This is a genomic window from Kushneria indalinina DSM 14324, from assembly GCF_003385845.1.
GTDB classification, from domain to species: Bacteria; Pseudomonadota; Gammaproteobacteria; order Pseudomonadales; family Halomonadaceae; genus Kushneria; species Kushneria indalinina.
In genome coordinates this window covers 1396243-1421887 of sequence record NZ_QRDJ01000006.1, presented here as the reverse complement: position 1 = coordinate 1421887, position 25645 = coordinate 1396243, and the positions used below count along the sequence as shown (strand labels likewise).

The window sequence follows — 25645 nt, the reverse complement described above, 5'->3', positions numbered from 1 at the left end:
CCGATGGTAGTGTGGGGTCTCCCCATGTGAGAGTAGGTCATCGTCAGGCACCCCTTCCGAACCCCGGTCCTTAACAGGACCGGGGTTCTTTTATGTCCGCCGTCGGCCACGGCCACATGGCCGCCGCCGGCGCTGTCCCCGGCCCGACGTCTTCTGTCTGGATGCAAAGCGGCGCTCTGTCGCTGATCATGTACAATACATGCCTTCATGCACCGCCTTCCCGGAATAACATTCTCTATGTCTGCAAATGCCGATCGTGTTGCCAGCGAAATATTGCTTTATTGCCGTGCCGGCTTCGAGGCAGATCTTGCTGCAGAAATTGCTAAAAAGGCTGCCGTGCTTGGCGCCAATGGCTACCCGATCGCTTCGGCCGATACCGGATTTGTGCGCTACGTATTGGCGGATCAGCAGCCGGCCCATACGCTTCAAAGGCAGCTTTCCTTCGACACCCTGGTATTTCCGAGACAGACGCTGGTTGCCTTTCCGCCTTTGGCCAATCTGGACCGCGAGGATCGGATATCACCGATCATGGCATTGATTCGCGAAAGCGGCTGGAGCTTTGAGCATATCTGTCAGGATATACCGGACACCAATGACGGCAAGGCGCTGACCGGGCTTGGCAAGTCGCTTCAAAAGGCACTGGAAAGTGCCGGTCGTAAATGCGGCGCGCTACGGCGAAAGGCAGGTAAGCGGTGGCTGCATCTTTTCTGGACCGCCGGTGATCAGGTGCAAATAGCCATTAGCTTTCCGGGCAATCGCAGTGAGTATCCGGGTGGTATTCGCCATCTTCGCTTTCCCCATGATGCCCCCAGTCGCTCGACGCTCAAGCTTGAAGAGGCCTGGCACACCTTCATTGCGCCGGCGCAGTGGGAGGAAGTGCTTGGCGAAAACATGTGGGCAGCCGATCTGGGTGCAGCCCCCGGCGGCTGGACCTGGCAGCTGGTCAAGCGCGGCATGAGCGTTTACGCCATCGACAATGGCCCCATGCAGGCATCCCTGCTGAATACCGGACAGGTAGAACATCTGCGCGAAGATGCCTATAGCTGGCAGCCTCCGCATTCGCTGGACTGGCTGGTATGCGACATGGTAGATCAACCCGTCAGGGTGGCCAGGCTCATGGGGACATGGCTTGAAAACGGCTGGACACGACGTGCCATTTTTAATCTCAAATTACCGATGAAGCAGCGCTGGCACGAGGTCGAGCACTGTCTTGAACTATTACATCAGTGCGTTGAAAAGGCCGGGCACAAGGCGCATATCCGATGCCGTCATCTTTATCATGACCGGGAAGAAGTAACCGTCTATGTTGCTATTGTTTAACGCACGGCGACACGATAATGCGGGAGAAGACAGTGGCTGAAAAACCTGAAAGCAACGAAACGCTCGATACGACAGGGCTTTATTGCCCCGAGCCCATCATGATGATGCACAACAGGGTCAGAGAAATGGCGCCGGGGCAGGTGCTTGAAATTATCGCTACCGATCCGGCCACCACGCGGGATGTTCCCAAATTCTGCACCTTCCTGGGTCATGAGTTGATTGAACAGTACGAAGAAGAGGGGACATGGCGCTATTATGTTCGCCTTGCCCCTCCCGAGCAGTGATATCAGTCCTGCGTGACCATCATGACCGAAAGCGCCTCCAGCGTCGCGGGGTCCTGGCTGCGAATACGATTGGCAATCTGGCGCTGAAACAGATAGAGCGATTCGTGTCGGGCATGGCCCGGATAAAGACAGTCATCACCGGGTAGAATCGGCTCCTCGCAGTCCTGATCCTCATCCTGCAAAAGCGCTTCTATATTGCCATCGCTATAAAGATGCCACCCATGTACCTGCTTTAATTGCCAGCTGTCATCGTGGGCATGACACAGGGCATGGGTGCCCTGAGTATCGGGCAGGTGCTGAAGGACGCAGGGTTCATCCTCATGCTCATACTCGAAATACGCTGCAGCATGCTCAAGCTCGACCACCTTGTGAAGCGGGGGCGAGTCCATGACAAGCTCCGATTCTGGATCACGGTAACCTACAAAGCAGCCCTGATCCGGGTCTTCCAGTGTATGGCAGCGAGTCAGTCGATCCAGCCAGGGGACCAGCCCGACGACATGACCATCTTCCTGTAGTCCCCAGGCCAATACCGGCATGCCATATAGAGACTGTGCGTCGCTTGCAAGCTGATAAAGCATTTCAAGGCCATCAAGTTCAGGTGCCAGGCGCACGATACGATGCTTTTTACGCCGCTGCTGACGCACGCTCTCCAGGTCGATAACCTGCATACGATGATAAGTCGACATCGTGTTCATTGCTTGCCCCTCCGGTTATCTGTCCGGTATATCCCTGTCCTTGATCAAGCTGGCGTCCGGTCATCGAGACGCATTTTTAACTATTAGCACAGCTGCGGTAAGGAATGTCATACCATAGGTGATACTTTCACGGCTTCCGTCAGGAAACAACAATGCATGTCACTATGCGTTCTCAAGCGCCCCCTGCCGGTATCTGCCGGATGTGCGATACAAACGAAGCCCGAGCAGAATGGACGCTACGCTGAGCCCGGCAATAAGCCCCAGCCAGTAGCCGTAAACGCCCCAGCCCGAGAAAATGTCCGGCAACCCACCGCCCAGCAGATGTCCGCCACCCATGCCGACAATCCAGTAGGAAGCCAGGGTAATGAGCATGATAATACGTGTGTCCTTGTAGCCTCGCAGCGCGCCCGCCATGCTCACCTGAAGCGCGTCTGAAATCTGATAGATGGCCGCCAGCAGTATCAGGTTGGCCGCCAGAGCACGTACTTCCATGTTGCCTGAATAGAGAGCAACGATGGGATGAGCGGCAACCACCAGCACGACATCGATAAGAAGGGCCGCAATCAGCGCCATTCCCACGCCATTCCAGGCAATAAAGCGCGCTCGCTTGCCATCCCCCTGACCCAGGGTATTGCCCACGCGTACCGTCAGTGCCATGCCCAATGACAGCGGCAGCATGAACAGCAACGAGGTGAAATTGAGAGCGACCTGGTGCGCGGCGACCACGATTTCACCAAGACTTGCCACAAAAAGCGCAATCAGTGCAAAAAGGGTGACCTCCGTAAAAATGGCCACACCAATCGGTAGCCCTATTCGCAAAAGCTCCGCGGTCAGGCGCAGATCGGGCCGGCTGAACCCCTGCCATATCTGGATGGGGGCATAGACCCGGGCACGGCGGGTATAAAAGGCCATGCAACCGCACATGACCCACATGGCAATGGCCGTGGCGATGCCGCATCCGGTCGCGCCCAGGGCAGGCACGGCTTCCAGCAGGGGAAAGGAAGTCCCGGTCAGTGAGACAACGCCTGCGCCGCCAAAGATCAGCAGGTAGTTACCGGGGATATTGACCCCCAGGCCGATCAGACTGATCCAGAGCGCCGGACGCGTATGGTTGACGCCGTCTGAAAACGCCCGCAATGCCTGATAAAGCGCGACAGCAGGCATGCCGAATGCCACGGCATGCAGATATTGTGTTGACGTGGTGGCCACCGCTTCAGGGACCGACATATAGGTAAAGATCGGCTCTGCCGTCAGCCAGATCAGCATACATGCCATCAGCCCCAGCAGCAGGGCGACCCAAAGCGCCTGATGCACAGCAGGTCGAATGGCGCTTTGTTGCCGCGCGCCCAGATGCTGGGCAACGATGGGCGTCAGGCCCATCAGGGTTCCTGTCATGAACAGCATCAAGGGCACCCAGAGACTGGCGCCAACCGATACGGCTGCCAGGTCCGTGGCACTGGAACGACCGGACATCATGACATCAACGGTGCTCATGGCAGCCTGTGCCAGCTGGGCACCCAGAATCGGCAGCGCCAGGCGCATCAGGGCAGAAGTTTCAAGACGACAGGCAGTCAAATCGATGCGCAACAAGGCCGGCTCCAGCCAGAGGAAAGCGCCATTGTAGCAAAGCACTCGCGCTGTGAACCTCGTGATAAAGTGGCGCGCCGAAAGCATATCTCAGGAGAAGTATGTGACCTCTCAGCAACAGGAACAGCGCCGGGTCGAGCAACTGATGGCGCTTTTCAACCAGGTGTTCTCGTCACGCTATCAGACGCTTCTGGTGCGCGGTGACGACGAGCCCATCTACCTGCCTGCCGATGAAAACCACGCCCACCACCGTATCGTATTTGCCCATGGCTACTTCGCCAGTGCACTGCATGAGATCAGTCACTGGTGTATCGCCGGCGCGCGGCGACGTCTATTGGAAGATTATGGCTACTGGTACATGCCCGACGGCCGTGATGACAGTGCTCAGGAGGCTTTTGAATCAGCCGAGATCGCGCCTCAGGCCATTGAAAAGATGCTGACCCAGGCCTGTGACCGCCGCTTCAACGTCAGCGTGGACAATCTCGAAGGCAGCGCCGAGGTAGATCGCGAGACGTTTGCCCAAAAGGTGGAAGCAAGGCGACAGCGCTATCTCGAGGAGGGACTGCCGGCGAGAGCAGAAGCCTTTCGCCGCGCCCTAACGGCGCTTTTCATCGAGGGTCATTCGCTCGAACAGGCGGGCCATTATGCAGGTGAGTGGCTGGATCAGCACGCGGTGGCGTGCTGATCAGGCGATCGATGGCGGTTCAGTCAGCGAGCATGTCATCATCCATCCAGCGAACGTGCAGCTTCAGCAGCGTCTCCAGGTCGTGCTCGGCACGCCCCGGTTCGAGCCCCATTTCACTGAACATCTCGCTGCGCTGCTGATGCCACTCTTCCGGGTCACTATAGAGGGTACCGGCATCGACAATGGACACGAACGTTGTGGCAGAGACGGCTTCAAAGATACGGGACAGGGCGGCCTCGTCCTGGTCTGGATTGGCACTGTAGAGCGTGCTGCCGTGATAGTCGGCTTCCAGCTCACGGATCACATCGCTGACGCTCACGCCCATGGTAAGAAGCTCATCGGCGTGATAATCGCCAAGGCTTGCCACATCGTCTTCAAGCCAGGTCTCATCGGGCTGAATCAGGGTGTGCTTGACCCCGCCATCCGGCAGCGTCCAGGCGATGGCGACCGGCACATCACCTTCCCCGCTTTCCACCGCAATAAAACCGGGAAGATTCAGGGCCTCGGTGTTGGAAAACTCGTAATCATCCTGCATGTCTATGGTGTCCTGAAGTAGATGTCCTGAAACGATTATGAAGAGGCCGGAATGTCAAAGAAGCGGCGTGCATTGTCCGTGGTTTCCCGTGCAATGACGGCCTCGCTGACACCGCGACAGGCGGCAATCTCCCGGGCGATCCAAGGCAGCAGCGCCGGTTCGTGGCGCCTGCCCTTGAGTTTGGCAGGCAGGTTACGTGGCAATAGATAAGGACAGTCGGTCTCAATCATCAGGCGATCGGTGGGTATATCACCGACCAGTTCGCGCAGATGCTCACCTCGACGCTCATCGCACAGCCAGCCTGTCTGGCCGATATAAAGATCCATGTCCAGATAGCCGTACAGTGTTGGCTTGTCTCCCGTAAAACAGTGGACAACCGCAGGGCCGATGTCGTCACGCCACTGCCTGAGCATGTCCAGCATGTCGCTGCCGGCGTCACGCTCATGCAGAAACAGCGGTTTTTTTGTTCGTGCGGCCATCTCGAGATGGGCTTCGAAGGCTCGTTTTTGATCGGCCGGTGAAGAGAAGTCGCGATGATAATCCAGACCGCACTCGCCCACGGCCAGCACGCGAGGGTGATCAAGATAGCCTTCGATAAAACGCTTGAGTGATGGATCAAACTCGCTGGCGTGATGGGGGTGCAGACCGGCGGTCGCATAGAGCGCGACAGGATTTTCCCGCTGGGTCAGCTCAACGCTTGCCTCAATGCTGGCGCGATCCGTACCGGTCAGCACCATCGCCGTCAGGTTGGCCCGAGCGGCACGTTCGAGTACGTCGTCCAGATCCTTTTGAAAGCTTTCGTGCGTCAGGTTGGCACCGATATCGATCAAGGGTTCCGGTGATTGAAAGCTCAGGGCGTCAGGCAGCATGCCATCTCCGTGGGTCAGGATATGTTTGGGCGTTATTGTAGGATACCCCCTTCATCGATGTCCCATTGCCTGGCAGCCACAACCCGGATGCATGAGGTACAATGAGGCCTTCGCATACGCCTTCACTAATTTGCAGAGCTCCATGACGCTTTTACGACTGGAACAGCTTCAACTGGCCTATGGCACTCATGTGCTGCTCGATGGCGCCGACCTCGTACTGGAGAAGGGCGAGCGTCTGGCGCTGGTAGGTCGCAACGGCACCGGGAAGTCCACTCTGATGTCCCTGATCGAGGGACGTGCGCTGCCTGATGGCGGCAATATCTGGCGCATGCCGGGTCTTCGGGTGGGAACGCTCCTGCAGCATCTCCCGCCGGCGGAAGGGCGCACCATTTTCGATGTGGTCGCCGAGGGGCTGCCCGAAACCGGCGAGCTTTTGAGCCAGTATCAGCATCTGATTGAATCTGCCGATCCCGACATGGACCGCCTGGCGACGCTGCAGACGGCCATCGAGGCGCGAGATGGCTGGTCCTATCATCAGCGTATCGACACCGTACTGACCCGTCTGGGCCTGCCGGCCACCACCATGATGGAAGGGCTTTCGGGCGGCTGGCGCCGTCGTGTGGCGCTGGCACGGGCACTGGTGGTTGATCCTGATGTTCTGCTGCTGGATGAGCCGACCAACCATCTGGATCTGGATACGATCCACTGGCTGGAAGAGCAGCTTCTACAGTTCAACGGCTCGGTGCTGTTCATTACCCACGACCGGGCCTTCCTCAAGCGTTTATCGACCGGCATTCTGGAGCTGGATCGCGGTCGTCTCGGGCGCTATCCGGGCGATTATGAAAAGTATCAGGCCCAGAAGCAGCATGAGCTTGAAGTCGAGTCGCGCGAGCGCGATGAGTTCGACAAGAAACTGGCCGCCGAAGAGCGCTGGATCCGCCAGGGCGTCAAGGCGCGTCGCACCCGTAACGAAGGGCGCGTACGTGCGCTGGAAAAGCTGCGGTCCGAGCGTGCCGAGCGCCGTGAACGACAGGGCAATGCCAATATCAACGTCGATAGCGGCGAGCGAAGCGGCAAGCGCGTCGTGGAGCTTGAAAACGTCAGCCACCGGTTTGGTCAGGACTGGGTCGTCCGCGATCTGTCCATCGAGATACAGCGTGGCGATCGCATTGGCTTCATAGGTCGCAACGGGGCCGGCAAGACAACGCTTTTGAAAATTCTGCTGGGAGAACTGGAACCCCAGGAAGGCAGCGTCCGGGAAGGTACCAACCTGAAGGTGGCCTATTTCGATCAGCTCCGTGCCGGGCTTGATATGGACGCCACCGTACTGGACAACGTCGCCGGCGGGCGTGATCAGGTCACCATCAACGGGCGTGACCGTCATGTCATGAGCTACCTGCAGGACTTCCTGTTTTCACCCGATCGTGCGCGTCAGCCTGTCAGGGCCTTGTCGGGCGGTGAGTCCAATCGGCTGCTGCTGGCCAAGCTCTTTACCCAGCCGGCCAACGTACTGGTGCTCGATGAGCCGACCAACGATCTGGACGTGGAAACGCTGGAACTGCTCGAAGAGCTTTTGATCAATTTCGACGGCACGCTGCTGCTGGTCAGTCACGACCGTGCCTTCATGGATAACGTGGTGACCAGCGTTCTGGCCTTTGAAGGTGACGGCGTCATTCGCGACTATGTGGGCGGCTATACCGACTGGGTTCGACAGGGTGGCAAGCTGCCGCCGGCGCCCGGAGAAATGCGTGGGCGGGGGCCGGATACCGGCGAAGATATCGCGGCCGAAAAGAAGTCGACCCCCCGCGAGAAGGCCGGCACTCCGGCACCGGCCAAAAAGAAGCTCAGCTACAAGCTGCAGCGCGAGCTGGATCAGCTTCCCGGGCAGATCGAACAGCTTGAAGCACGCATCGCCGAGCTTGAGGCCACCATCGGTTCCGCTAATTTCTACCAGCAGGACAGCGCCACCATCGATGCCACCCTTGAGGAGCATGGCAATGCCCTGCAGTCACTGGAGCAGGCCATGGAGCGCTGGCTCGAGCTGGAAAGCGACAATGGCTGAGTGTCCGAAAGCACCAGGGATCACTCATAACCGGTGATCCGATGGCCATAAAAAGGGTGCACCGTGGCTAACGATGCCCCCTTCCCTGGCAGATGCTCCCCCGATTACTCGGTGGCTTCGCCTTCTGCGCCGACTCGCACGGCCAGAACGTCACATTTCGCGCCGTGCAGTACCCCGGTAGAGGTTGATCCCAGCAGTAGTGCGAACCCGGTTCTGCCGTGAGAGCCCACCACGATCAGATCCACCTTGCGCTCGCCGGCAAAACGGTGAATCTCGGCGTCGGGCATGCCCACAACCACATGCTGGTCCTCGCGGGGAATGCCATGAGCATCGGCGATTTCCGCCAGACGGTCTCTGGCATGGCCATCAAGCTGATCCTGAATGCTGGTGAGATCCATGGGAATATCGCCCCCGTAGGCAAACCCCAGCGGCTCAAGCGTATGAATGATGGAGACCCGTGCATTCTGGTTGCGCCGTGCGATCCGTATGGCACGCGCCAAAACCAGTCCCGAATCGCGTGTCAGATCAACGGCTACCAGTACGTGCTGATAGTGTTCACTCATGTCCCTGTTCTCCCGTCATGTTATCCAAGGCGAATGGCTCTGTGGCCTGGTCCGTCGGGAATGGCCCGTCAGCGGCAATAATCTTAATTTAGCCGCTGACGAAGGGAGAGGGAAGAGGCTGGAAGTAACTACAGGAAAAAACGGGATCAGGGAGACGGTTCGCTGTCGCGCAGAGCCAGCTCATGGCTACCGTTGCTTTCGATCAGGGTCAACACGCGCTCGAAATGCTCAAGATCCTCTTCGCTGATATCCCTGAGCATGTCGCCCCGGGCATCGTTGACCGCCTTCTCGATCTCTTCAAGCAGTGGCGTTGCCTGAGTCGTGAGATACACCAGCTTGGTACGACGATCTTCTTCACTGGGGCGACGCTCAATCAGCTCCTGCTGGCTGAGCTGGTCGAGGGTGCGCACCAGTGACGGCGCTTCAACGCCAATGATACGTGCCAGATCACACTGTGCCTGGCCATCTCCATAGCGCCATAGATGGTACAGCGTGACCCAGCGCGTATGCGTCATGCCGAGCGGCGCCAGCCGTTGGTCAATAACGGCGCGCCACAGGCGAGGTACACGCGAAACCTTAAGGCAGAGAGATTCGTGCATGTTATCCGTTGGTCATGATGGATCGGACGCCGATTCTTGCGAATTACCGCGCCTCGATGCAAGTTAACTTTAGCCGGGAGGGCAGGAGTCAGTCACTGTGTTGCCTGCGCAACCAGCCGATGCCTGGCGTTCTTTCAAGACGGCCATCGACCCTGCGAGCCTGGTCGACATCGTCAACAACGCTAAAGCGTATCACGCCCAGCCGCTGTCCGGCATCCGTTACGACATCAACCTGCCACTCTCCTTCAGTATCAGCGCCAAAATGCTGCTTGCGTGACCAGGCACGATAACCCTGATCACGGCCACCCTGAATGGTCAGATCGATTTCATCAACCACACGACCTTCATGGCGCCAGACATGACGAATGTGTTCGTTGAGCCCCAGCGGTGCATGGATGGCCGTAAAGGCATAAAGCCCCTGGGCGCGGAGGGCATCGGGTGTCATTACCATGCTGCCTCGCGGCTCGCGAGCGGCCGTATCAAACGAGGGGGAAAGGGCGCTGGCATCGATCCAGAGCGTGGCCGGCGGGATAAAGGTGCGCATCGCCCAGGCACCGCCGCTGATGGCCGCTGCCAGCATGACCAGCGCCAGCCATCGCCATGCCCGATCGGGGCGCAAAATGCTGATCAGGCTGGGCAGCGCGACCAGGGGAAAAGCAATGGCGGCCATTAAAAGGCTGGTACCCGTGGACAGTCGCAGCAGCAGCGGCCCGACTACCAGAAGCACGGCAAACACGCACAGGGCGTGATAGCTGAAATAGAGCCATCGGCGCTTTTCGGCAATGCGAAAATAGAGCGGATCGACAATGGAAATAATGGCGCAGACGACCAGAAGCCCGGTGAAGAGGGCCTGCCCACTGCGCCATACGGTCGTGATCAAGAAAAAGGGCAGGCAGAAGAACAGGGTCTCCTGATGGGTCAGCTGGGCGCAGAAGGTCGCCAGAAGTCGTGGCAGCGAAGAGTGCTCGCGATGGCGGTGCCACCAGCTCCAGAGGCTTTCAAGCGACAGCAAAAGCCAGGTGAGCATCAGTGCCAGAGCCAGCCATGCCCCGAGCGTCTGCTGCCGGCTGATCAGAAAAAAGCTGAAAAGGCCGCTGCCAAAGCTGATCAGCGGCCATAGCCAGTAGTAGCGACGCAGCCAGTGATAGAGCCGCTCCAGCCGTGCGGGAACAAGATTGGAGGCGCTTGTCATGGGGCTAGCCCCGTCCGGGCAGGGTGATGCGATAGCTGTCCGGCATCTCTGCCAGCATGCCACGGCCACCGGCGAGCGTCAGGGCAAGATCAGCAAGGCTTGCCCAGGTGGGCAGGGGCGCTGCGCCCTTGATGGCCTGATCGATACGCTGTGACAGCAGCAGCAGCTTGTGCAGACGCTTCAGGGGGAGTCTTTTCAGGGCCTGCTGATACTGAGGGCGGCGCTTTTCCGGAATCATCGGTCTTTGTGCCTTGCAGGCATGTTCAAGGCTCTGGCCCTGATCCATGTGTTGCCGAACGGAGAGCAGCGTACGCAGCTCACGAGTCAGTGCCCATAGCACCACGGGCGCCTCGATGCCTTCTTCTCTCAGCCCTGACACGATCCTGACCGCCCGGTCACGTTCCCCGCGCAGGCAGGCATCCGTCAGGTTAAAGACATCAAAGCGGGCACTGTCCTCTGTATCGGCAGCAACAGCCTGCGCATTCAGTCGCGCCCCGGCCGGATGTACCAGTGCCAGCCGGATCAGCGCCTGATCCGCGGCCAGCAGATTGCCCTCGGTGCGCTCGGCCAGCAGTCGCGCCGCCTCCTGATCAAGCTCCAGGCCGTGACGCCCGGCGCGATCGCGTACCCAGAAGTGCAGTCGCTGATGATCGACGGGCCACACCGGCACATGGACACCCTTGCTTTCGAGCGTCTTGAACCACTTGCTCTGCAACAGGCGCCGCTCCATGCGCCCGGCACTGATCAACAAAATATCGCTGCTGTCATCGGCCTGCTGTGCGTAGGCTTCCAGCGCACGGGCGCCCTCCTGGCCGGGCGACTGCGACCCAAGGCGCAGCTCGATCAGCCGGGACGTGGCAAACAGGGACAGGTTATTGGCGCTTTCCATCAGCTGATGCCAGCCAAATCCCTGTTCCACCTGCAGAATCTCGCGCTCCTCGACCCCTGATTCACGCGCACGGGTTCGGATCGCATCACAGGCTTCCATATGCAGCAGCGGCTCTTCGCCAGCCACGATATAGATGGGCGCGAGCTTGCGTGCGAGCTGCTCGGCAAGCTTGTCCGGGTAGACCCTCATTCAGACCGGTCCTTCAGGATGACGGGGCAGGCGATGCGGGCTGAACCGTCCCGGTGCTGTCGGGCTGAAAGGTCTGTAGCCGGTCGATCAGGCGACGAGCAGCATCCTGACGAAGCTGGCTTTGCAGGGCTTCACGGGCATCGTCACGCGTCAGCAGCTGGTCACTGCTGGTATAGAAGGTTCCCGATACAGTCACGTCTTCCTGACTGGCCAGGTAGGCGCCATCGTCAACCCGCTGTAGCGACCAGGGGACGGTCAGCGTCAGTTGGCGCTCCTGGGTGCCGGCATCACCATAGGTCAACTCCCGCTCCCGGAGCTCCTCCGAGCCCAGATTGAGTCGCAGGGGCGCCTGATCGTTGAGGGCGACACCGGCGCTATTGAGCTCCTGGCTCACCTCGCGGGTCAGTTCACTGGTCGGGCCACCGGCACTGTCCAGCGCCAGATCACCAAGGGTCAGTGTGCTGCCGGGGCCTGTGCCGCGAAGCTGGAAGCCGCAGCCTGCCAGTACCAGTACAAGGCCGGCACCGGCCAGGCCTGCAAGAAACGAACGTCTTTTCACCTTGAACTCCTTGTGCGCCATAACGATAGCGCAGGGAATATTGTTCTGTTTCCCGCCAGGTGCTGGCGGGAGTTCGCTGGAAGGTCGGGGTCAGCCGACCACGATATTGATCAGCTTGCCGGGCACCACGATCACCTTGCGTACCGTCTTGCCCTCGATATGGCGCCCCACGTTGGCATCCGCCATGGCTGCCTGCTCGATGTCATCACGCTCGGCGTTGCTTGGCATGCTGATACGCCCGCGCAGCTTGCCATTGACCTGCACGGCAAGCTCGACGCTGTCACGCGCCAGCGCCTGATCGTCGACCTGCGGCCAGTCGGCATCAATCACGGCTGTGTCATGTCCCAGCTGCTGCCAGAGGGCATGCATGGCGTGCGGGGTAATGGGCGCCAGCAGGAGGACGCAGGCTTCCAGCGCTTCGCGAGCCACGGCCAGGCCCTGCGTACTGCTGTCCTCAAAGCGCGAGATCGCGTTGGAAAGCTCCATCACCGCAGCGATCGCCGTATTGAACGTGATGCGTCGCCCAATATCGTCACTGGCCTTGGCAATGGTCTCGTGCGTCTTGCGTCGGAGCGCGCGTTGATCATCATCGAGGCCTTCGGGATCCAGGCCCTGCGGCGTGCCGACCTCGGCATGCTCGATGACCTGGCGCCAGAGGCGCTTGATAAAGCGGTGTGCGCCTTCAACACCTGAATCTGACCACTCGAGTGACTGCTCGGGCGGGGCGGCAAACATCATGAACAGTCGCACGGTGTCGGCACCGAAGCGATCAATCATGGACTGCGGATCAACGCCGTTGTTTTTCGATTTCGACATCTTCTCGATGCCGCCCGGCGTGACAGGCTCGCCATCACTGATCAGACGTGCGGTGAGCGGGCGCCCGCGCTCATCACGATCCACCGTAACCTCCAGCGGATTGAACCAGTCACGGCCGCCATTGGGCAGATCGCGGTAGTAGGTTTCGGCTACCACCATGCCCTGAGTCAGTAGCCGCTTGAAGGGCTCATCGCTCTCGACCAGGCCAAAGTCGCGCATCAGCTTGTGGAAAAACCGCGCATAGAGCAGGTGCAGGATGGCGTGCTCGATCCCGCCAATGTAGATGTCTACCGGCAGCCAGTAGTTGGCGCGCTCATCCAGCATGGCCTGATCATTGTCGGCACAGCAAAAGCGCGCGTAGTACCAGGAGGACTCCATAAAGGTATCGAAGGTATCGGTCTCGCGAACCCAGCCGTCGCCCAGATCATAAAAGGCCGGCATCTTTTTCAGCGGTGAACCGGTGGCATCAAACTCGACCTCGCGGGGCAGTTCGACCGGCAGCTCGTCGTCGGTCAGCGGCACGGTCTGGCCTTCGGGGCCATACTTGACCGGAATCGGCGCGCCCCAGTAGCGCTGGCGGGCCACACCCCAATCGCGCAGGCGGAAGTTGGTCTTCACGACGCCACGCCCTTCCTGCTCAAGGCGCGCAGAGATGCTTGAAAAAGCGGCGTCAAAGTCGAGCCCGTCGTACTCACCGGAGTTGATCAGCGTGCCGTGCTCGGTAAAGGCGCCCTCAGACAGATCGGGCGTTTTGCCTTCACCGTCGGCAATGACCGGGACAATCGGCAGCCCGTATTTTGTCGCAAATTCCCAGTCACGCTGGTCATGGCCGGGCACGGCCATGACGGCCCCGGTGCCGTACTCCATGAGAACGAAGTTGGCCACGAACACGGGCAGTCGATCGCCGCTGATGGGGTGCACCGCTTCAAATCCGGTGGCCAGACCCTTTTTCTCCATGGTGGCCATGTCGGCTTCCGAAGTGCCGCCCTGGCGACACTCCTGACGAAAGGCCGTCATGCCGTCGACATGGGCGCTGGCGGCTTCTGCCAGCGGGTGGTCCGCCGCCACGGCCAGATAGGTCGCGCCCATCAGGGTATCCGGGCGGGTCGTGAATACCGTCAGCTGCTCGCTGCCCGCCGGCAGGGCCCGACCGTCATCCGCGACATCGAAGCTCAGCTCCAGACCGCGTGACTTGCCGATCCAGTTGCGCTGCATGGTCTTGACCTGTTCGGGCCAGTCCACATGTTCGAGATCGGCCAGCAGCTCTTCGGCGTAGTCGGTGATCTTCAAGAACCACAGCGGGATATCGCGCCGTTCGACCAGTGCGCCCGAGCGCCAGCCGCGACCGTCGATGACCTGCTCATTGGCCAGCACCGTCTGATCCACCGGGTCCCAGTTGACCGTGGAGTTTTTCTTGTAGACCAGCCCCTTCTCGACCAGACGGGCGAAGAACCACTGCTCCCAGCGGTAATAGTCGCTGTCACAGGTCGCAAATTCACGGTCCCAGTCATAGGCAAAACCCAGCGCCTTGAGCTGGTCACGCATGTAGTCGATGTTCTGATGGGTCCAGTCACCGGGGGCGACGCGGTTCTTGATCGCCGCATTCTCGGCCGGCATGCCAAAGGCATCCCACCCCATCGGCTGCAGGACGTTTTTGCCCTGCATGCGCTGAAAACGGGAGACGACATCACCGATGGTGTAGTTACGCACATGCCCCATGTGCAGTTTGCCGCTGGGGTAGGGAAACATGCACAGGCTGTAATACTTTTCGCGATTGGCATCTTCAACCGCCTTGAAGCAGCGGTTCTTTTCCCAGAACTGCTGGGCGGTGCGTTCGATTTCGAAGGGATTGTATTGTGCGTCCATCGTGTCCGTCTTGAAGCCTTGGCGTTGGGCAGCGACGCCCTGAAAATGTATGCGGGCCGAATGACCGGTAGTCGAGGCAGCAGAACAGCGTCATGATGTCATGAGCATCGTTCTGGACAGCGTGCCCTGAGAAGTCAATGCTTGAAATGATGACATCAATCCGGCCGCTGGTGGTGATCAAGGATACCCGACTCGGCCAGTGACAGGTAGGCCCGGGCCGCGTCGTTTATATCATCGGGCATACACGCAAGGAGCTTCACCATGGCTGAGCATGACAAACCTGCAAGAGACAACGATGTTGCGCCTGTAACCCATCAATACGGTGAGCCCGACACTGCGTCCGGAGCATCGGCCGAGCACGGTTCCGGGCGTCTTTCGGAAGCCTATGAACGTATCGTGGCGCGCTTTAATGATCGCAGCGATTCCCTGTCCCGGGAGGGGATGCAGCAGGAGCTCGATGAAGCCCTGAGCTTTGAAGCGGATGTCGAGGAATTCACCCGCGATGAGCTGGCCATTCTACGGGCTTGGGTAGAGCGTGATGTCAGTGACTTTCGACGTTACCTGGCCAGTGGCGGGGAGAGCCTGGCGGGCTTTCTGGGCATCGATCTGAGCATGCTGTCCGATCGTCTGCGCCAGGGGCTTTTGTCCGTGGCCGATCGCACCGCGCTGGATCAACAGCGTTTCGAGGAAGAGCTCGAGGTGGCGCGCGCTGACTATACCGAAGGGGAGGTGGTCGCACCGGGCCGCATGTCCTGCGTTCACTGCGAGCATCCTGTCATATTGCACTATCGACAGCTGCTGGAGCCCTGCCACCAGTGTGGCCATCGCTATTTTCAGCGCGCGGGATACTGATCGATCAGGAGGACATGGCCGTGGCTGCCTGCTTCCCGGCGGCAGGGCGGTCATGCCAGCCTGCCTCATTGTCATCCAGCGCCCGATGGGCGGATTCCGGCAGACGCGAACCGCCCACGAGGGCCAGCACGGCAATGGCGATCAGATAGAAGGCGGGCGCCAGCGAGTGTCCGGTCAGATCGATCAGCCATGTGGCGATCAGCGGTGCAGTACCGCCAAAAATTGTATAGGCCACGTTGTAGCACAGCGCCGACGCCGTATAACGCACCCGGGTCGGGAACTGCTCGGCCATCAGAACCGCCGTGACCACACCACACGTGACTGCCCCTACGGCCAGCAGTGAAGCGCCCAGCATGGCGAGCCACAGTTCACCGCTGCCGGCCAGATAATAGGCCGGGAAGACCGCCACCATCAGAGACAGACAGGCACCGCGAATGGTGTTTCGTCGCCCGATGCGGTCCGAGAGTCGCCCAATGACCGGGCAAAGCAGGCCCGAGAACACCAGCGCCCCCAGACTCGCCAGCAGTGCGGTCGTGATGCTGGCCTCGCCTGCGACCTGCATGTAGGTCACCAGGTAGGTCGTGAACATGTAAAACGACAGTGCTGTGGCCGAAATAAAGGCGCTGAGGCAGACGATGGTCCCGCCATGCATCTTCACCGTTTCGCTGACCGTCGCATGGGGCGTCTCGGGCGCCTTCTGCAGTGTCTTGAAGGCGGGAGACTCTTCCAGATGCAGGCGCATGTACAGCCCGACCAGACCCAGGGGGGCTGCGACCAGAAACGGGATGCGCCAGCCCCAGCTCTGCATGGCGCTATCCGACATGACGGCGCCCAGCAGCAGGGTCAGTGTGGCGGCGGCGGCGAAGGCCATGAAGGTCGATACCGGGATCAGGCTGCCATAGCGCGCCTTCTGATGGGTGGGAGAATGTTCAAGCACATAGGTGCAGGCTCCGGCATATTCGCCGCCGGCCGAAAAGCCCTGTATGCAGCGTGCCAGCGCCAGCAGGAGCGGGGCCATGAGCCCGATGGCACCGTAGGTCGGCAAAACCCCAATCAGTGCGGTGGCCCCGGCCATCAGGAGAATGGTGATGGCCAGAACCTTCTTGCGCCCGATGCGATCGCCCAGTTTGCCAAAAAAGAGTCCGCCGATCGGTCGAAGGGCAAAGGAGACGGCAAACACCGCGAAGGTCTGGAGCAGGGCAAGCGCCGGCTCGCCCGGCGGGAAGAAATGCTGGGCAATAATGGTGGCGAGAAAGCCGTAGACGGCGAAATCGAACCACTCCACGAAGTTGCCGATGGCTGACGCAATGATGACCTGATGCATGGCCTTGCGCCTTTCCGGCGACAGGGGCGCTGAATGTGGCGTGTGATAGCCATCGCTGCTTGATGGACCAACATGATTGTTATTGGGCATGATCGAGTTCCTGAACAGAGGATCAACATGGGCAGAATGCCTGTCTGTTCAGTTTGCCATCAGCCATACAAGGGAAACCCACCAGAGCGCCATCGACATTGTCAGGGACGACGCCGGTAGGTTTGCGAAGCTATCGACCGACCAGCAGCCCGACATACTCATGCAGCGCCCAGTAGCTGTTGCCCAGGGCCGTCATGTCAGGAGAGAAGCTGCGCGGGCCAAAGCCTGCACGCGCCGTGAAACCGGTGGGGGCGGCCAGGACATTAAGCCCTTCATTCTTGAAGGCGCGCTGGGCGCGCGGCATGTGCCAGGCGCTGGTCACCAGGATAATGGTATCAATGTTTTCGTCACGCAGAATGCGGCCGCTGTAAAGCGCGTTCTGCTCCGTATTGTGACTCTGGATCTCCCGCCACTGCACGGGCAGACCAAAACTGTTTTCAAAACGAAACGCCATCAGGTCCGCTTCCGGCAGATGACTTGTGCCCCGGCGCCCGCCGCCGCCGGCGATCAGCACCGGCAGGTCGGTTTCACGCTTGATGCGGGCACCGTCGGCCAGTCGCTGCATGGCCATGGGGGTAACGTCATCATGGCCGTCAAGCTGGGACTGGCCGAAAAGCCGCCCGCCGCTGAGGATAACGATGGCCTGCGCCTGCTCCCATTGCGCCTGCGTGGCGATGGGCACCGCACTTTCCAGCGGGTCCATCAGCAGGGTAGCGCCGCGCGATGTCGACAGCGCCCAGAAAATCAGTACGACGGCAATCCCCAGCCGTTGCCCCCAGCGCCGACGCCGGCGCCACACGATGACAAGGGCAAACAGGAGCGCCACGATAATAATGCCCGGCGGCAGAAGATACATTTTTAAAAGCGTCAGCATGGTCGTGGTCTCTGCCGGGGCATCAGGGGTCAATGGGCGTTTTGGTTACGCCGGTGAGAGCGCAAGATACCACCACAAAACAACATTAACAGTGCCAGGAGTAGCGCAGGCCAGCTTCCCGTGCGGGTAAAGGGGGTCAGACCTTCCATCGGCCGAACGGCGCCGTAGAGAACGGCCGGCTCAAAGCGCGGAGCCTGTCCCACGATGTGCCCATCCGGCGCCACGATCGCGGTCATGCCGTTGTTGGTGGCTCTGATCAGGTAGCGGTTGTTCTCCAGTGCTCTGAGCTGCGCCATCTGCATGTGCTGCAGCGGCCCGATGGAGTGGCCAAACCAGGTGTCGTTGGAAATGGTCACCAGCGCGTTGGCATTTTCGGCGCGCGCGCGCACCAGGTCGGGGTAGACGATTTCATAGCAGATGGCGACCCCCAGACGCAGTCCGTGGGCCTGAAGCGGCGGCTGGTCATCGCTTCCCGCGCCGATGTTGCCCATCGGGATATTGAAGATGCGCAGCAGGCCACCCAGCAGCGGTTCAAGCGGCAGATACTCACCAAAGGGCACCAGGTGCGCCTTGCGATACTGACCGGGTTGCTCTCCCAGCGAGATCATGCTGTTGTAAAACATGCCGTTTTGATCCCGCTGCATGATGCCAGTCATCAGGGTGCTGTCCGCCGGCAGCGTTGACTGTACGCGCTGTAGAAAGGGCATGGCCTGCTGTTCCAGCATGGGCAGGGCCGTTTCCGGCCAGATGACAATGTCGCTATCCAGCCCGTGCTGGCGGGTCAGGCTGAAATAGGTGTTGACGGCGTCGCGCTGGCCGTCAGGCGTCCACTTGCTCAGCTGCGCCAGATCGCCCTGCACCAGTGAAACCGTGACGTCATCGCCTGCCGGTTCGGCCCATTGCGTGGGCAGCGCCAGCGGAACAAGCCAAAGCGCTGCCAGCGGGGCGATCAGCCACCAGGTCCGGGACAACACCAGTCCGGCCAGCAGGGCACCGCTCAGGGCCACGACCAGAGAGACAAGATAGACGCCGCCCAGCGGCGCCAGACTGGCCAGCGGCGAGCTGACATGGGCGCTGCCCAGAAAGAGCCAGGGGAAGCCGGTAAAGGCCCAGCTGCGAAAGGCCTCGCTCAATGCCCAGGCGCCGGCAAAGGCCACAATATTCAGTCTGGAGGCGGCGCAGAGACGATATAAAAGCGCCGGCAGCACCACAAACAGTGCCGTGGCGATAATAAAGAGCACCGTCAGTACGATGGCCAGTGGCCCACCCGTATTGCCATAGTCATGGATCGAGACATACACCCACGACGCGCCGCTGCCGAACATGCCCACGCCAAACAGCCAGCCACGCCATAGCGCCTGGCGCAGGCTGACCTTCTGGAGGACGACATAGAACACCGCCAGCGCCATGGGGCCAAGCCCCCAGAGATTGAAGGGTGCGAAGGTCAGTGTCGTGAGTGCGCCAGCCAGCAGGGCCAGAATCGAACCGGCGCCGCGACGCTGTAGAAGGGAGGCCATGCTGCATCCTCTAACAGAAAACGGGCAGGCGATCATGCCTGCCCGTAATGGGGTTCACAAGGCAGGCGCGTGTTCAGGCCTGCCGATGCCCTGCATCACTGATCGGGCAGGGACGCATCGTCCGTGGGGTTTTTGACATCGGTACGGGCTGCCTGCAGCCAGCGAATGCGGCGGCTGTCGGCGTTCATGACCGTAAAGCGCCAGTGATCCAGCTCGGTGGACTCGTTGCGTGCCGGCAGATGCCCGAAGCGCTGCATGACCAGACCGCCGACCGTGTCGAACTCTTCATCAGAGAAACTGGTTTCGAAGCGCTCGTTGAAGTCATCGATGGGCGTCAGCGCCTTGACGGCGTAGGTCCCGTTGCCCAGATCACGGATATCGTCTTCCTCGTCGATATCGTGTTCGTCCTCGATATCCCCGACGATCTGCTCGAGAATGTCCTCGATGGTGATGATGCCGGCCGTACCGCCATATTCATCCACCACGATGGCCATGTGGTTGCGCGTATCGCGAAACTCGCGCAGCAGGTTGTTGAGCCGCTTGGATTCCGGGATGAACAGGGCCGGCCTCAATACCTCGCGCAGTTCGAAGCGCTGGCGTTCCTCACTGTCCTGCAAAATGAGCGGCAGCATGTCCTTGACCAGCAGCACGCCCACCACTTCATCAAGATTGTCATCGATGACGGGATAGCGGGAGTGGGCGGTCTCGCGAATGATGGGCAGGCATTGGTCGGGAGAGTGATCGGCCTGAATGGCCACGATCTGGGAGCGGGGCACCATGGCTTCACGTGCCTGCATGGTGCTGATATCAAAGGCCCCCTCGATGATGGTCAGGCCATCCTGATCGAGGCTCAGTCGCGTGGACGCTTCCTTGAGAAAGCTGATCAGCTCGTCGCGACTGCTGGGTTCTTCGTTATCGCCGGAAAAAGCGCCGATTATTCTGTCAAGCCAGGATCGGGATGGCTGACTTGCCGGTCGGTCATCGCTCATGCGTCGGTTCTCTTCTCCTCGGATACCTGATGGCTGTCACGCGCACCCGGACCTTCAGGGATAACAGCATAGGGATCAGAAATGCCCAGCGTGGACAGAATGTCCCGCTCGAGCTGTTCCATGGACTCGGCCTCATCATCGTCGATGTGATCAAGGCCCAGTAAATGCAGCGTACCATGCACGATCATGTGGGCGAAGTGATCCTCCAGGCGCTTGTCCTGTTCAAGGGCTTCGCGCGCCACCACATGAGGGCTGACGACCAGGTCGCCGAGCAGAGGGAGGGGAACGTCCGGCGGCGCCTCGAAAGGGAAGGAGAGCACATTGGTCGATTTGTCGCGGCCGCGATAGTCATGGTTGAGGCTGCGGCTCTCTTCTTCGCTGGCAAAGCGCACCGTCATCTCCCGACGAATCTCGCCCGGAAAGTGCTTGAGCACCGCCGTAAACCAGTGCTCAAGGGTGTGCTCTTTGGGAAGTGCGTCAAAGTCGACCGCCACCTGGCAGTCGACACAGACCGCATCGCTCATGAGTGGCGATCCTCTTCGGATTCGTGCGCCTCATAGGCATCGATGATACGTGCGACCAGCGGATGGCGAACCACGTCCTTGGAGGCAAAGCGGGTCATGCTGATGCCGTTGATGTCCTTGAGCACATTGAGCACGTGAATCAGGCCGGAGTGCGTCCCGCGGGGCAGGTCCACCTGAGTAATGTCGCCGGTAATCACGGCCGTTGAGCCAAAGCCGATACGCGTCAGAAACATCTTCATTTGCTCGCGTGTGGTGTTCTGGCTCTCGTCGAGAATGACGAAGGCGTTATTGAGCGTTCGCCCGCGCATGTAGGCCAGCGGGGCAATCTCGATGACCTGCTTTTCGATCAGCTTGTTGACCTGTTCAAAGCCCAGCATCTCGTAGAGCGCGTCATAAAGCGGGCGCAGATAGGGGTCGATCTTTTGCGCCAGATCGCCCGGCAGAAAGCCCAGCTTTTCGCCGGCTTCAACGGCCGGGCGCACCAGAAGAATGCGACGCACGTCCTGCTGGTTGAGTGCCTCAACGGCTGCAGCCACGGCCAGATAGGTCTTGCCGGTACCGGCAGGGCCGATGCCGAAATTGATGTCATGGTTGCGGATTTGCTCAACGTACTGCTGCTGGTTCTGCCCGCGCGGTTTGATGACCGCACGCGGCGTACGCAGAATTACGCCCTCGCGCGGCATGTCATCGTCTTCATCCTCGGCAATCGATTCTAGGCCCGATTCCTGCAGATAAAGATGGACCGTCTCCGGTGACAGGGTCTGCGTCTGGGTCTCGCGATACAGGTGCTCCAGCACGTTGGCCGTCGCCTTGACGCGTGCGGCATTGCCGGCCAGCTGAAACTCGTTGCCACGGTTGCGTACCGTGACCTCGAGGCGCTGCTCGATCAGATGAAGATGCTCATCCTGCTGACCGCTTAGATTGGCCAGCCGCATGGGGTCATTGGGTTCCAGCGACAGCTGAAGAATACGATGCGAGTTGGCAGTTTTCTGGGTCAATGTTGGGTCCGGTCGTTGCGTCGTTGAAAGGCAGCCTGGATCTGGTCCTGTCCGGGAACAATAGCACCAATTGTTCGATCGGAAAGGGAGAGTCGCCATCGCGGGAGAGTGCCTGCGATGGCATGCCGGTCCGGTGCATGCGACATGACATCAAAAGCGCGTCTGTCGAATCAGTATCTCTGTGCAGAGACCAGCTCACCCCTGAGAGAGTTGGGGAAGGCTTCCACGATTTCAACGTCGACGAAATAGCCGATCAGATCGATCGGATTGGCGGCCTTGAAGTTGACCACGCGGTTGTTTTCGGTCCGCCCGGAAAGCTCGCCGGGATCCTTGGGAGAAAAGCCTGATACCAGGATGCGCTGCGTCGTGCCCACCATGCGCCGCGAAATGCCGATCGCATTCTGGGTGATGCGGTCCTGCAGGATCTTTAACCGCTGCTTCTTGACCAGCTCCGGGGTGTCATCGGGCAGGTCAGAGGCCGGCGTGCCCGGACGTTTGGAATAGACAAACGAGAAAGAGTGATCAAAGCCGATGCACTCGATCAGATCCATCGTGTCCAGAAAGTCCTGCTCGGTCTCACCGGGAAAGCCGATGATGAAATCCGAGGAAAAGCTGATGTCCGGGCGCTTTTCACGAATGCGCTCCATCTTGGCAATGTACTCCTCGCGACCATGACCGCGCTTCATTGCCTTGAGGATATTGTCTGAGCCTGACTGTACCGGCAGGTGCAGATGGCTCACCAGCTCCGGAATCTCGCCGAAGGCCTCGACCAGGCTATCGGTAAACTCCACCGGGTGAGAGGTGGTAAAGCGGATGCGATCAATGCCGTCAACGGCGGCCACGGCCGCAATCATTTCGGCCAGGTCAATCTCTTCGCCGTTGTCATCGATGCCGCGATAGGCGTTGACGTTCTGGCCCAGCAGATTGATTTCACGCACGCCCTGCTCGGCAAGGTGCACGACCTCATCGAGCACATCCTCGAACGGACGCGAGATCTCCTCACCACGGGTATAGGGCACCACGCAGAAGCTGCAGTACTTCGAGCAGCCTTCCATGATCGACACAAAGGACGAAGCGCCATCGGAGTTGGGCGCCGGCAGGCGATCAAACTTCTCGATTTCCGGGAAGGTGACATCCACCATCGAAATCAGGTTCCCGCTTTCATTGCGGTTATCCATCATGTCCGGCAGGCGGTGGAGGGTTTGCGGTCCGAAGACCATGTCGACATGGGGGGCCCGCTTCTGGATATTGTCGCCTTCCTGGCTCGCCACGCAGCCACCAACGCCAATCACCAGATCCGGATTGGCGGCCTTGAGTTTTTTCCAGCGTCCGAGCTGATGGAATACCTTCTCCTGCGCCTTCTCGCGAATCGAGCAGGTATTGAGCAGAATGACATCTGCCTCGTTTTCATTGTCCGTCAGTTCAAGCTGATGGGATTCGCCCAGCAGGTCGGCCATGCGAGCCGAGTCGTACTCGTTCATCTGGCAGCCGTGGGTCTTGATGAAGAGTTTCTTCGTCATGGGCCTTGGGTACACATACTTAAAAGTGGGTGTCAGACGATGATTCGGCGATGACAGCATAAAAACGGCCGTGCTTTCGCCCTACCATCGAGAGAAGTGTCGTGAACTGTCGCACAGCGACCTGAAGATGGCGAAATTATACGCAAGGGTGCAGGCACAGGCCAGCACGCGCTTGTGTAGTAAAAAAGGGTCTTTGTGTATCAACACGTGAGCAGGCTCGCGACGGGCGCCATCAGCGCAAAAGCCTATGATAAACTCCCGCGCTTGTTGCGGCCCTCCAGGGGGCTGCGACGATCATCGGTCTGGCGCAATACAGTGAGGATTGAGCGTACATGGCGGCAAGGCCCCTTTATAGAATCAGTTTCCTGCAGCAGGGCGAGCTCTGGGAGCTCTACGCACGCGATATCTTTCAAAGCGAGCTGTGGGGCTTTATCGAGGTCGAGGGTGTGGTATTCGGTGATGACACGAAGGTGGTGGTTGATCCCGGCGCTGAAAAGCTGCGTCGTACCTTTGAGGGCGTGTCGCGCAGCTATCTGCCGATGAATGCCATTGTCCGCATCGACGAAGTCGAGCGTGAAGGGACGCCAAGAGCGGTCAAGGCCGAGGGCAACGTGACCGCCTTCCCGGGCGCCATGCACTGGCCGCCGCGCGAAGAGTAGGCTCCTGAGCTGAACATTTTTTGAACAAAATGGTGTCATGGCCTGTCAGTCGGGCGCTTTGAAAGTCATGTGATCAGGTTGTCCCGTAGGTTATCCACAGAAACTGTGGATGAGCGACCGTTTCGGGGATCAGGTACGACCGTCTCGGGGTTCAGGTAATGGTTACGCTCGGCTCAGGCATCATGATGTGAATACAATTTTGACGAACCAATGACTCCACCATGAAAACAATTGGAAAACTTTGCGTCGGTATCTTGATCGGTGTCGGTATCAGCACCGCCCACGCTGAAGAAGCCCGCTGGGTCAGTGATTCGCTATCGACCTATGTCAGAAGTGGTCCCACCGACAGCTACCGCATCGTGGGAACGGTGGATGCCGGTCAGCGTGTGACTCAGCTTGAGACCCAGGGCGATTACAGCCGCATTCAAACCGAAGGCGGTGACACCGTCTGGATCCCCAGTGATGACCTGCAGGCCGAGCAGAGCGTGCAGGATCGTATGCCGGAAATGCAGGAGCGCGTGCAGACCCTGACGCAGCGCCTGGAAGGCATCGACGATGAGTGGAATGATCGGGTCGCCGACATGAAAAGCTCGCTGCAGAGCAGTCAGGCCCGGGTCAACGAACTGCAGACCAGCAACGATGACCTCAATGCCCAGCTCACCCAGGCGCAGTCGAAAATGCGTGAATATCAGGCAAAGCTGGACACGGAACGCGAGGATCTCCTGATGCGTTACTTCGTCTATGGCGGTAGCGTCGCGGGCGGCGGTCTGGTACTGGGTCTGCTCGTGCCGCATCTGCCAAGGCGTCGTAAAAAGCGCGATCGCTGGTTCTGATCATGTCGTCAGCTTCCGGACGGGACAATGAGCAGTGGTTTGAGCGCTGGCGGGAAGGGCGCATCGGCTTTCACAGCGACAGCGTCCAGCCCATGCTGGCACGCTACTGGTCATGCCTGCAGGCACCACCCGGGGCACGGGTGCTGCTGCCGCTGTGCGGTAAAAGCGGTGATATTCACTGGCTGGCGCAGTGTGGTCATCCCGTGCTGGGGATTGAGCTGGTGGAGGAGGCGGTCAGAGGCTGGTTTACCGCTCAGGGCGAAATGCTGCCTCGGGCGCTTTCGCGCACAAACTTCAACCGCTTCGAAAGCCCGGAGCGCTCCGACCGTGCCGCTGTCTCACTGGATGTCGGCAACTTCTTCCATCTGGAAACGGGTCTAAGTGACAGCATCGATGCCTTCCATGATCGGGCCGCATTGATTGCACTGCCCGAAGCGGCCCGGCAGCGCTATGCGCTCAAACTGGCCGAGCTGTGTCGACCCGGCGTGGAGGGGCTTCTGATCTCGGTCGTACGCGACGAGCGGCGTGACCAGGGGCCACCCTATGTGGTCACCGATGAGGAAGTAGAGCGGCTTTTTGCACCCAACTTCGAGCTGGAACGGCTGGGAGAGCAGCCTGACGAGCGCGGCATGACCGATATCGCCTGGCGACTGCGGCGCAAGGCGCCGCTGTCCTGCTGAGGGTTTGAACAGCCTCGAAGCCTGAACGCGCGGTGGCGGCGGTCATGGCGTGCGCACCACTGTGCGATCAGGCAG

Annotated in this window: 25 protein-coding genes; 8 read left to right on the top strand and 17 right to left on the bottom strand. The window is 59.8% G+C overall.

Going from position 1 to position 25645, the window contains the following annotated elements; translation table 11 throughout:
• Positions 1-237: 237 nt before the first annotated feature.
• Together rlmM and tusA are read left to right on the top strand one after the other, a co-directional pair.
• Entirely contained in the window at positions 238-1320 is a 1083-nt protein-coding gene (gene rlmM / locus C8D72_RS06665; RefSeq protein WP_115853543.1) for a 23S rRNA (cytidine(2498)-2'-O)-methyltransferase RlmM, read from the top strand.
• A gap of 17 nt (positions 1321-1337) precedes the next feature.
• A complete protein-coding gene (gene tusA, locus C8D72_RS06660) occupies positions 1338-1604 on the top strand; it encodes a sulfurtransferase TusA (protein ID WP_115853542.1) in 267 nt (88 codons plus the stop codon).
• 2 nt (positions 1605-1606) lie between these two features.
• Here the strand turns inward: tusA and C8D72_RS06655 are convergent, their stop codons facing one another.
• Together C8D72_RS06655 and C8D72_RS06650 are read right to left on the bottom strand one after the other, a co-directional pair.
• Complete coding sequence (locus tag C8D72_RS06655; RefSeq protein WP_115853541.1) at positions 1607-2299, bottom strand: hypothetical protein; 693 nt, start codon at positions 2297-2299, stop codon at positions 1607-1609.
• 162 nt (positions 2300-2461) lie between these two features.
• Positions 2462-3841, bottom strand: coding sequence for an MATE family efflux transporter (locus C8D72_RS06650; protein WP_245955185.1), 1380 nt, complete (start codon positions 3839-3841; stop codon positions 2462-2464).
• 148 nt (positions 3842-3989) lie between these two features.
• Between C8D72_RS06650 and C8D72_RS06645 the strand changes: the two genes are divergently transcribed.
• Positions 3990-4571 carry an elongation factor P hydroxylase gene (locus tag C8D72_RS06645; protein WP_425453259.1) on the top strand — a complete coding sequence of 194 codons (582 nt, stop codon included), beginning with the start codon at positions 3990-3992 and terminating at the stop codon, positions 4569-4571.
• Between the two features lie 19 nt (positions 4572-4590).
• On the opposite strand, the gene C8D72_RS06640 is transcribed toward C8D72_RS06645, so the two are convergent.
• Together C8D72_RS06640 and C8D72_RS06635 are read right to left on the bottom strand one after the other, a co-directional pair.
• On the bottom strand, positions 4591-5106 hold the full coding sequence (locus C8D72_RS06640) for a hypothetical protein (RefSeq protein WP_115853539.1): 516 nt from the start codon (positions 5104-5106) through the stop codon (positions 4591-4593).
• A 35-nt stretch (positions 5107-5141) separates the two neighbouring features.
• Positions 5142-5975, bottom strand: coding sequence for a TatD family hydrolase (locus C8D72_RS06635; protein ID WP_115853538.1), 834 nt, complete (start codon positions 5973-5975; stop codon positions 5142-5144).
• Between the two features lie 142 nt (positions 5976-6117).
• Here C8D72_RS06635 and C8D72_RS06630 point away from each other — a divergent pair, with 142 nt between their 5' ends.
• The gene (locus tag C8D72_RS06630) at positions 6118-8037 is read left to right on the top strand and encodes an ATP-binding cassette domain-containing protein (protein ID WP_115853652.1); all 1920 of its coding nucleotides are present in this window, start codon (positions 6118-6120) and stop codon (positions 8035-8037) included.
• A gap of 104 nt (positions 8038-8141) precedes the next feature.
• Here the strand turns inward: C8D72_RS06630 and C8D72_RS06625 are convergent, their stop codons facing one another.
• The 6 genes from C8D72_RS06625 to leuS form a co-directional block, all read right to left on the bottom strand.
• Entirely contained in the window at positions 8142-8600 is a 459-nt protein-coding gene (locus C8D72_RS06625; protein ID WP_115853537.1) for a universal stress protein, read from the bottom strand.
• 146 nt (positions 8601-8746) lie between these two features.
• On the bottom strand, positions 8747-9199 hold the full coding sequence (gene slyA, locus C8D72_RS06620) for a transcriptional regulator SlyA (RefSeq protein WP_115853536.1): 453 nt from the start codon (positions 9197-9199) through the stop codon (positions 8747-8749).
• A gap of 88 nt (positions 9200-9287) precedes the next feature.
• Entirely contained in the window at positions 9288-10391 is a 1104-nt protein-coding gene (locus C8D72_RS06615) for a DUF5924 family protein (protein WP_115853535.1), read from the bottom strand.
• A 4-nt stretch (positions 10392-10395) separates the two neighbouring features.
• Positions 10396-11469 carry a DNA polymerase III subunit delta gene (holA, locus tag C8D72_RS06610; RefSeq protein ID WP_115853534.1) on the bottom strand — a complete coding sequence of 358 codons (1074 nt, stop codon included), beginning with the start codon at positions 11467-11469 and terminating at the stop codon, positions 10396-10398.
• 13 nt (positions 11470-11482) lie between these two features.
• On the bottom strand, positions 11483-12028 hold the full coding sequence (locus tag C8D72_RS06605) for an LPS-assembly lipoprotein LptE (RefSeq protein ID WP_170140515.1): 546 nt from the start codon (positions 12026-12028) through the stop codon (positions 11483-11485).
• A gap of 90 nt (positions 12029-12118) precedes the next feature.
• Positions 12119-14710, bottom strand: coding sequence for a leucine--tRNA ligase (gene leuS, locus C8D72_RS06600; RefSeq protein ID WP_115853532.1), 2592 nt, complete (start codon positions 14708-14710; stop codon positions 12119-12121).
• A 261-nt stretch (positions 14711-14971) separates the two neighbouring features.
• Here leuS and C8D72_RS06595 point away from each other — a divergent pair, with 261 nt between their 5' ends.
• Positions 14972-15562: a zinc ribbon-containing protein gene (locus C8D72_RS06595; protein WP_115853531.1), complete on the top strand. Its 591-nt coding sequence runs from the start codon at positions 14972-14974 to the stop codon at positions 15560-15562.
• A 4-nt stretch (positions 15563-15566) separates the two neighbouring features.
• On the opposite strand, the gene C8D72_RS06590 is transcribed toward C8D72_RS06595, so the two are convergent.
• The 7 genes from C8D72_RS06590 to miaB all read right to left on the bottom strand — a co-directional run bounded on the left by C8D72_RS06590 (position 15567) and on the right by miaB (position 23398).
• Positions 15567-16976, bottom strand: a complete 1410-nt coding sequence (locus C8D72_RS06590; protein WP_211308769.1) for an MFS transporter — start codon at positions 16974-16976, stop codon at positions 15567-15569.
• A 130-nt stretch (positions 16977-17106) separates the two neighbouring features.
• Positions 17107-17850, bottom strand: a complete 744-nt coding sequence (locus C8D72_RS06585; protein ID WP_115853530.1) for a YdcF family protein — start codon at positions 17848-17850, stop codon at positions 17107-17109.
• Between the two features lie 29 nt (positions 17851-17879).
• Positions 17880-19367, bottom strand: a complete 1488-nt coding sequence (lnt, locus tag C8D72_RS06580; protein WP_115853529.1) for an apolipoprotein N-acyltransferase — start codon at positions 19365-19367, stop codon at positions 17880-17882.
• 95 nt (positions 19368-19462) lie between these two features.
• A complete protein-coding gene (locus C8D72_RS06575) occupies positions 19463-20356 on the bottom strand; it encodes a CorC family transporter (RefSeq protein ID WP_115853528.1) in 894 nt (297 codons plus the stop codon).
• Complete coding sequence (gene ybeY / locus C8D72_RS06570; protein WP_115853527.1) at positions 20353-20880, bottom strand: rRNA maturation RNase YbeY; 528 nt, start codon at positions 20878-20880, stop codon at positions 20353-20355. The genes C8D72_RS06575 and ybeY overlap by 4 nt, the downstream gene beginning before the upstream one ends.
• The gene (locus C8D72_RS06565) at positions 20877-21878 is read right to left on the bottom strand and encodes a PhoH family protein (RefSeq protein WP_115853526.1); all 1002 of its coding nucleotides are present in this window, start codon (positions 21876-21878) and stop codon (positions 20877-20879) included. The genes ybeY and C8D72_RS06565 overlap by 4 nt, the downstream gene beginning before the upstream one ends.
• Positions 21879-22048: 170 nt before the next feature.
• The gene (gene miaB, locus C8D72_RS06560) at positions 22049-23398 is read right to left on the bottom strand and encodes a tRNA (N6-isopentenyl adenosine(37)-C2)-methylthiotransferase MiaB (RefSeq protein ID WP_115853525.1); all 1350 of its coding nucleotides are present in this window, start codon (positions 23396-23398) and stop codon (positions 22049-22051) included.
• Positions 23399-23730: 332 nt separating this feature from the next.
• Between miaB and C8D72_RS06555 the strand changes: the two genes are divergently transcribed.
• The 3 genes from C8D72_RS06555 to C8D72_RS06545 all read left to right on the top strand — a co-directional run bounded on the left by C8D72_RS06555 (position 23731) and on the right by C8D72_RS06545 (position 25570).
• A complete protein-coding gene (locus C8D72_RS06555) occupies positions 23731-24057 on the top strand; it encodes a DUF1820 family protein (RefSeq protein WP_086620260.1) in 327 nt (108 codons plus the stop codon).
• 221 nt (positions 24058-24278) lie between these two features.
• Positions 24279-24890: a TIGR04211 family SH3 domain-containing protein gene (locus C8D72_RS06550; protein WP_115853524.1), complete on the top strand. Its 612-nt coding sequence runs from the start codon at positions 24279-24281 to the stop codon at positions 24888-24890.
• A gap of 2 nt (positions 24891-24892) precedes the next feature.
• Positions 24893-25570: a class I SAM-dependent methyltransferase gene (locus tag C8D72_RS06545; RefSeq protein ID WP_115853523.1), complete on the top strand. Its 678-nt coding sequence runs from the start codon at positions 24893-24895 to the stop codon at positions 25568-25570.
• Positions 25571-25645 lie beyond the last annotated feature (75 nt).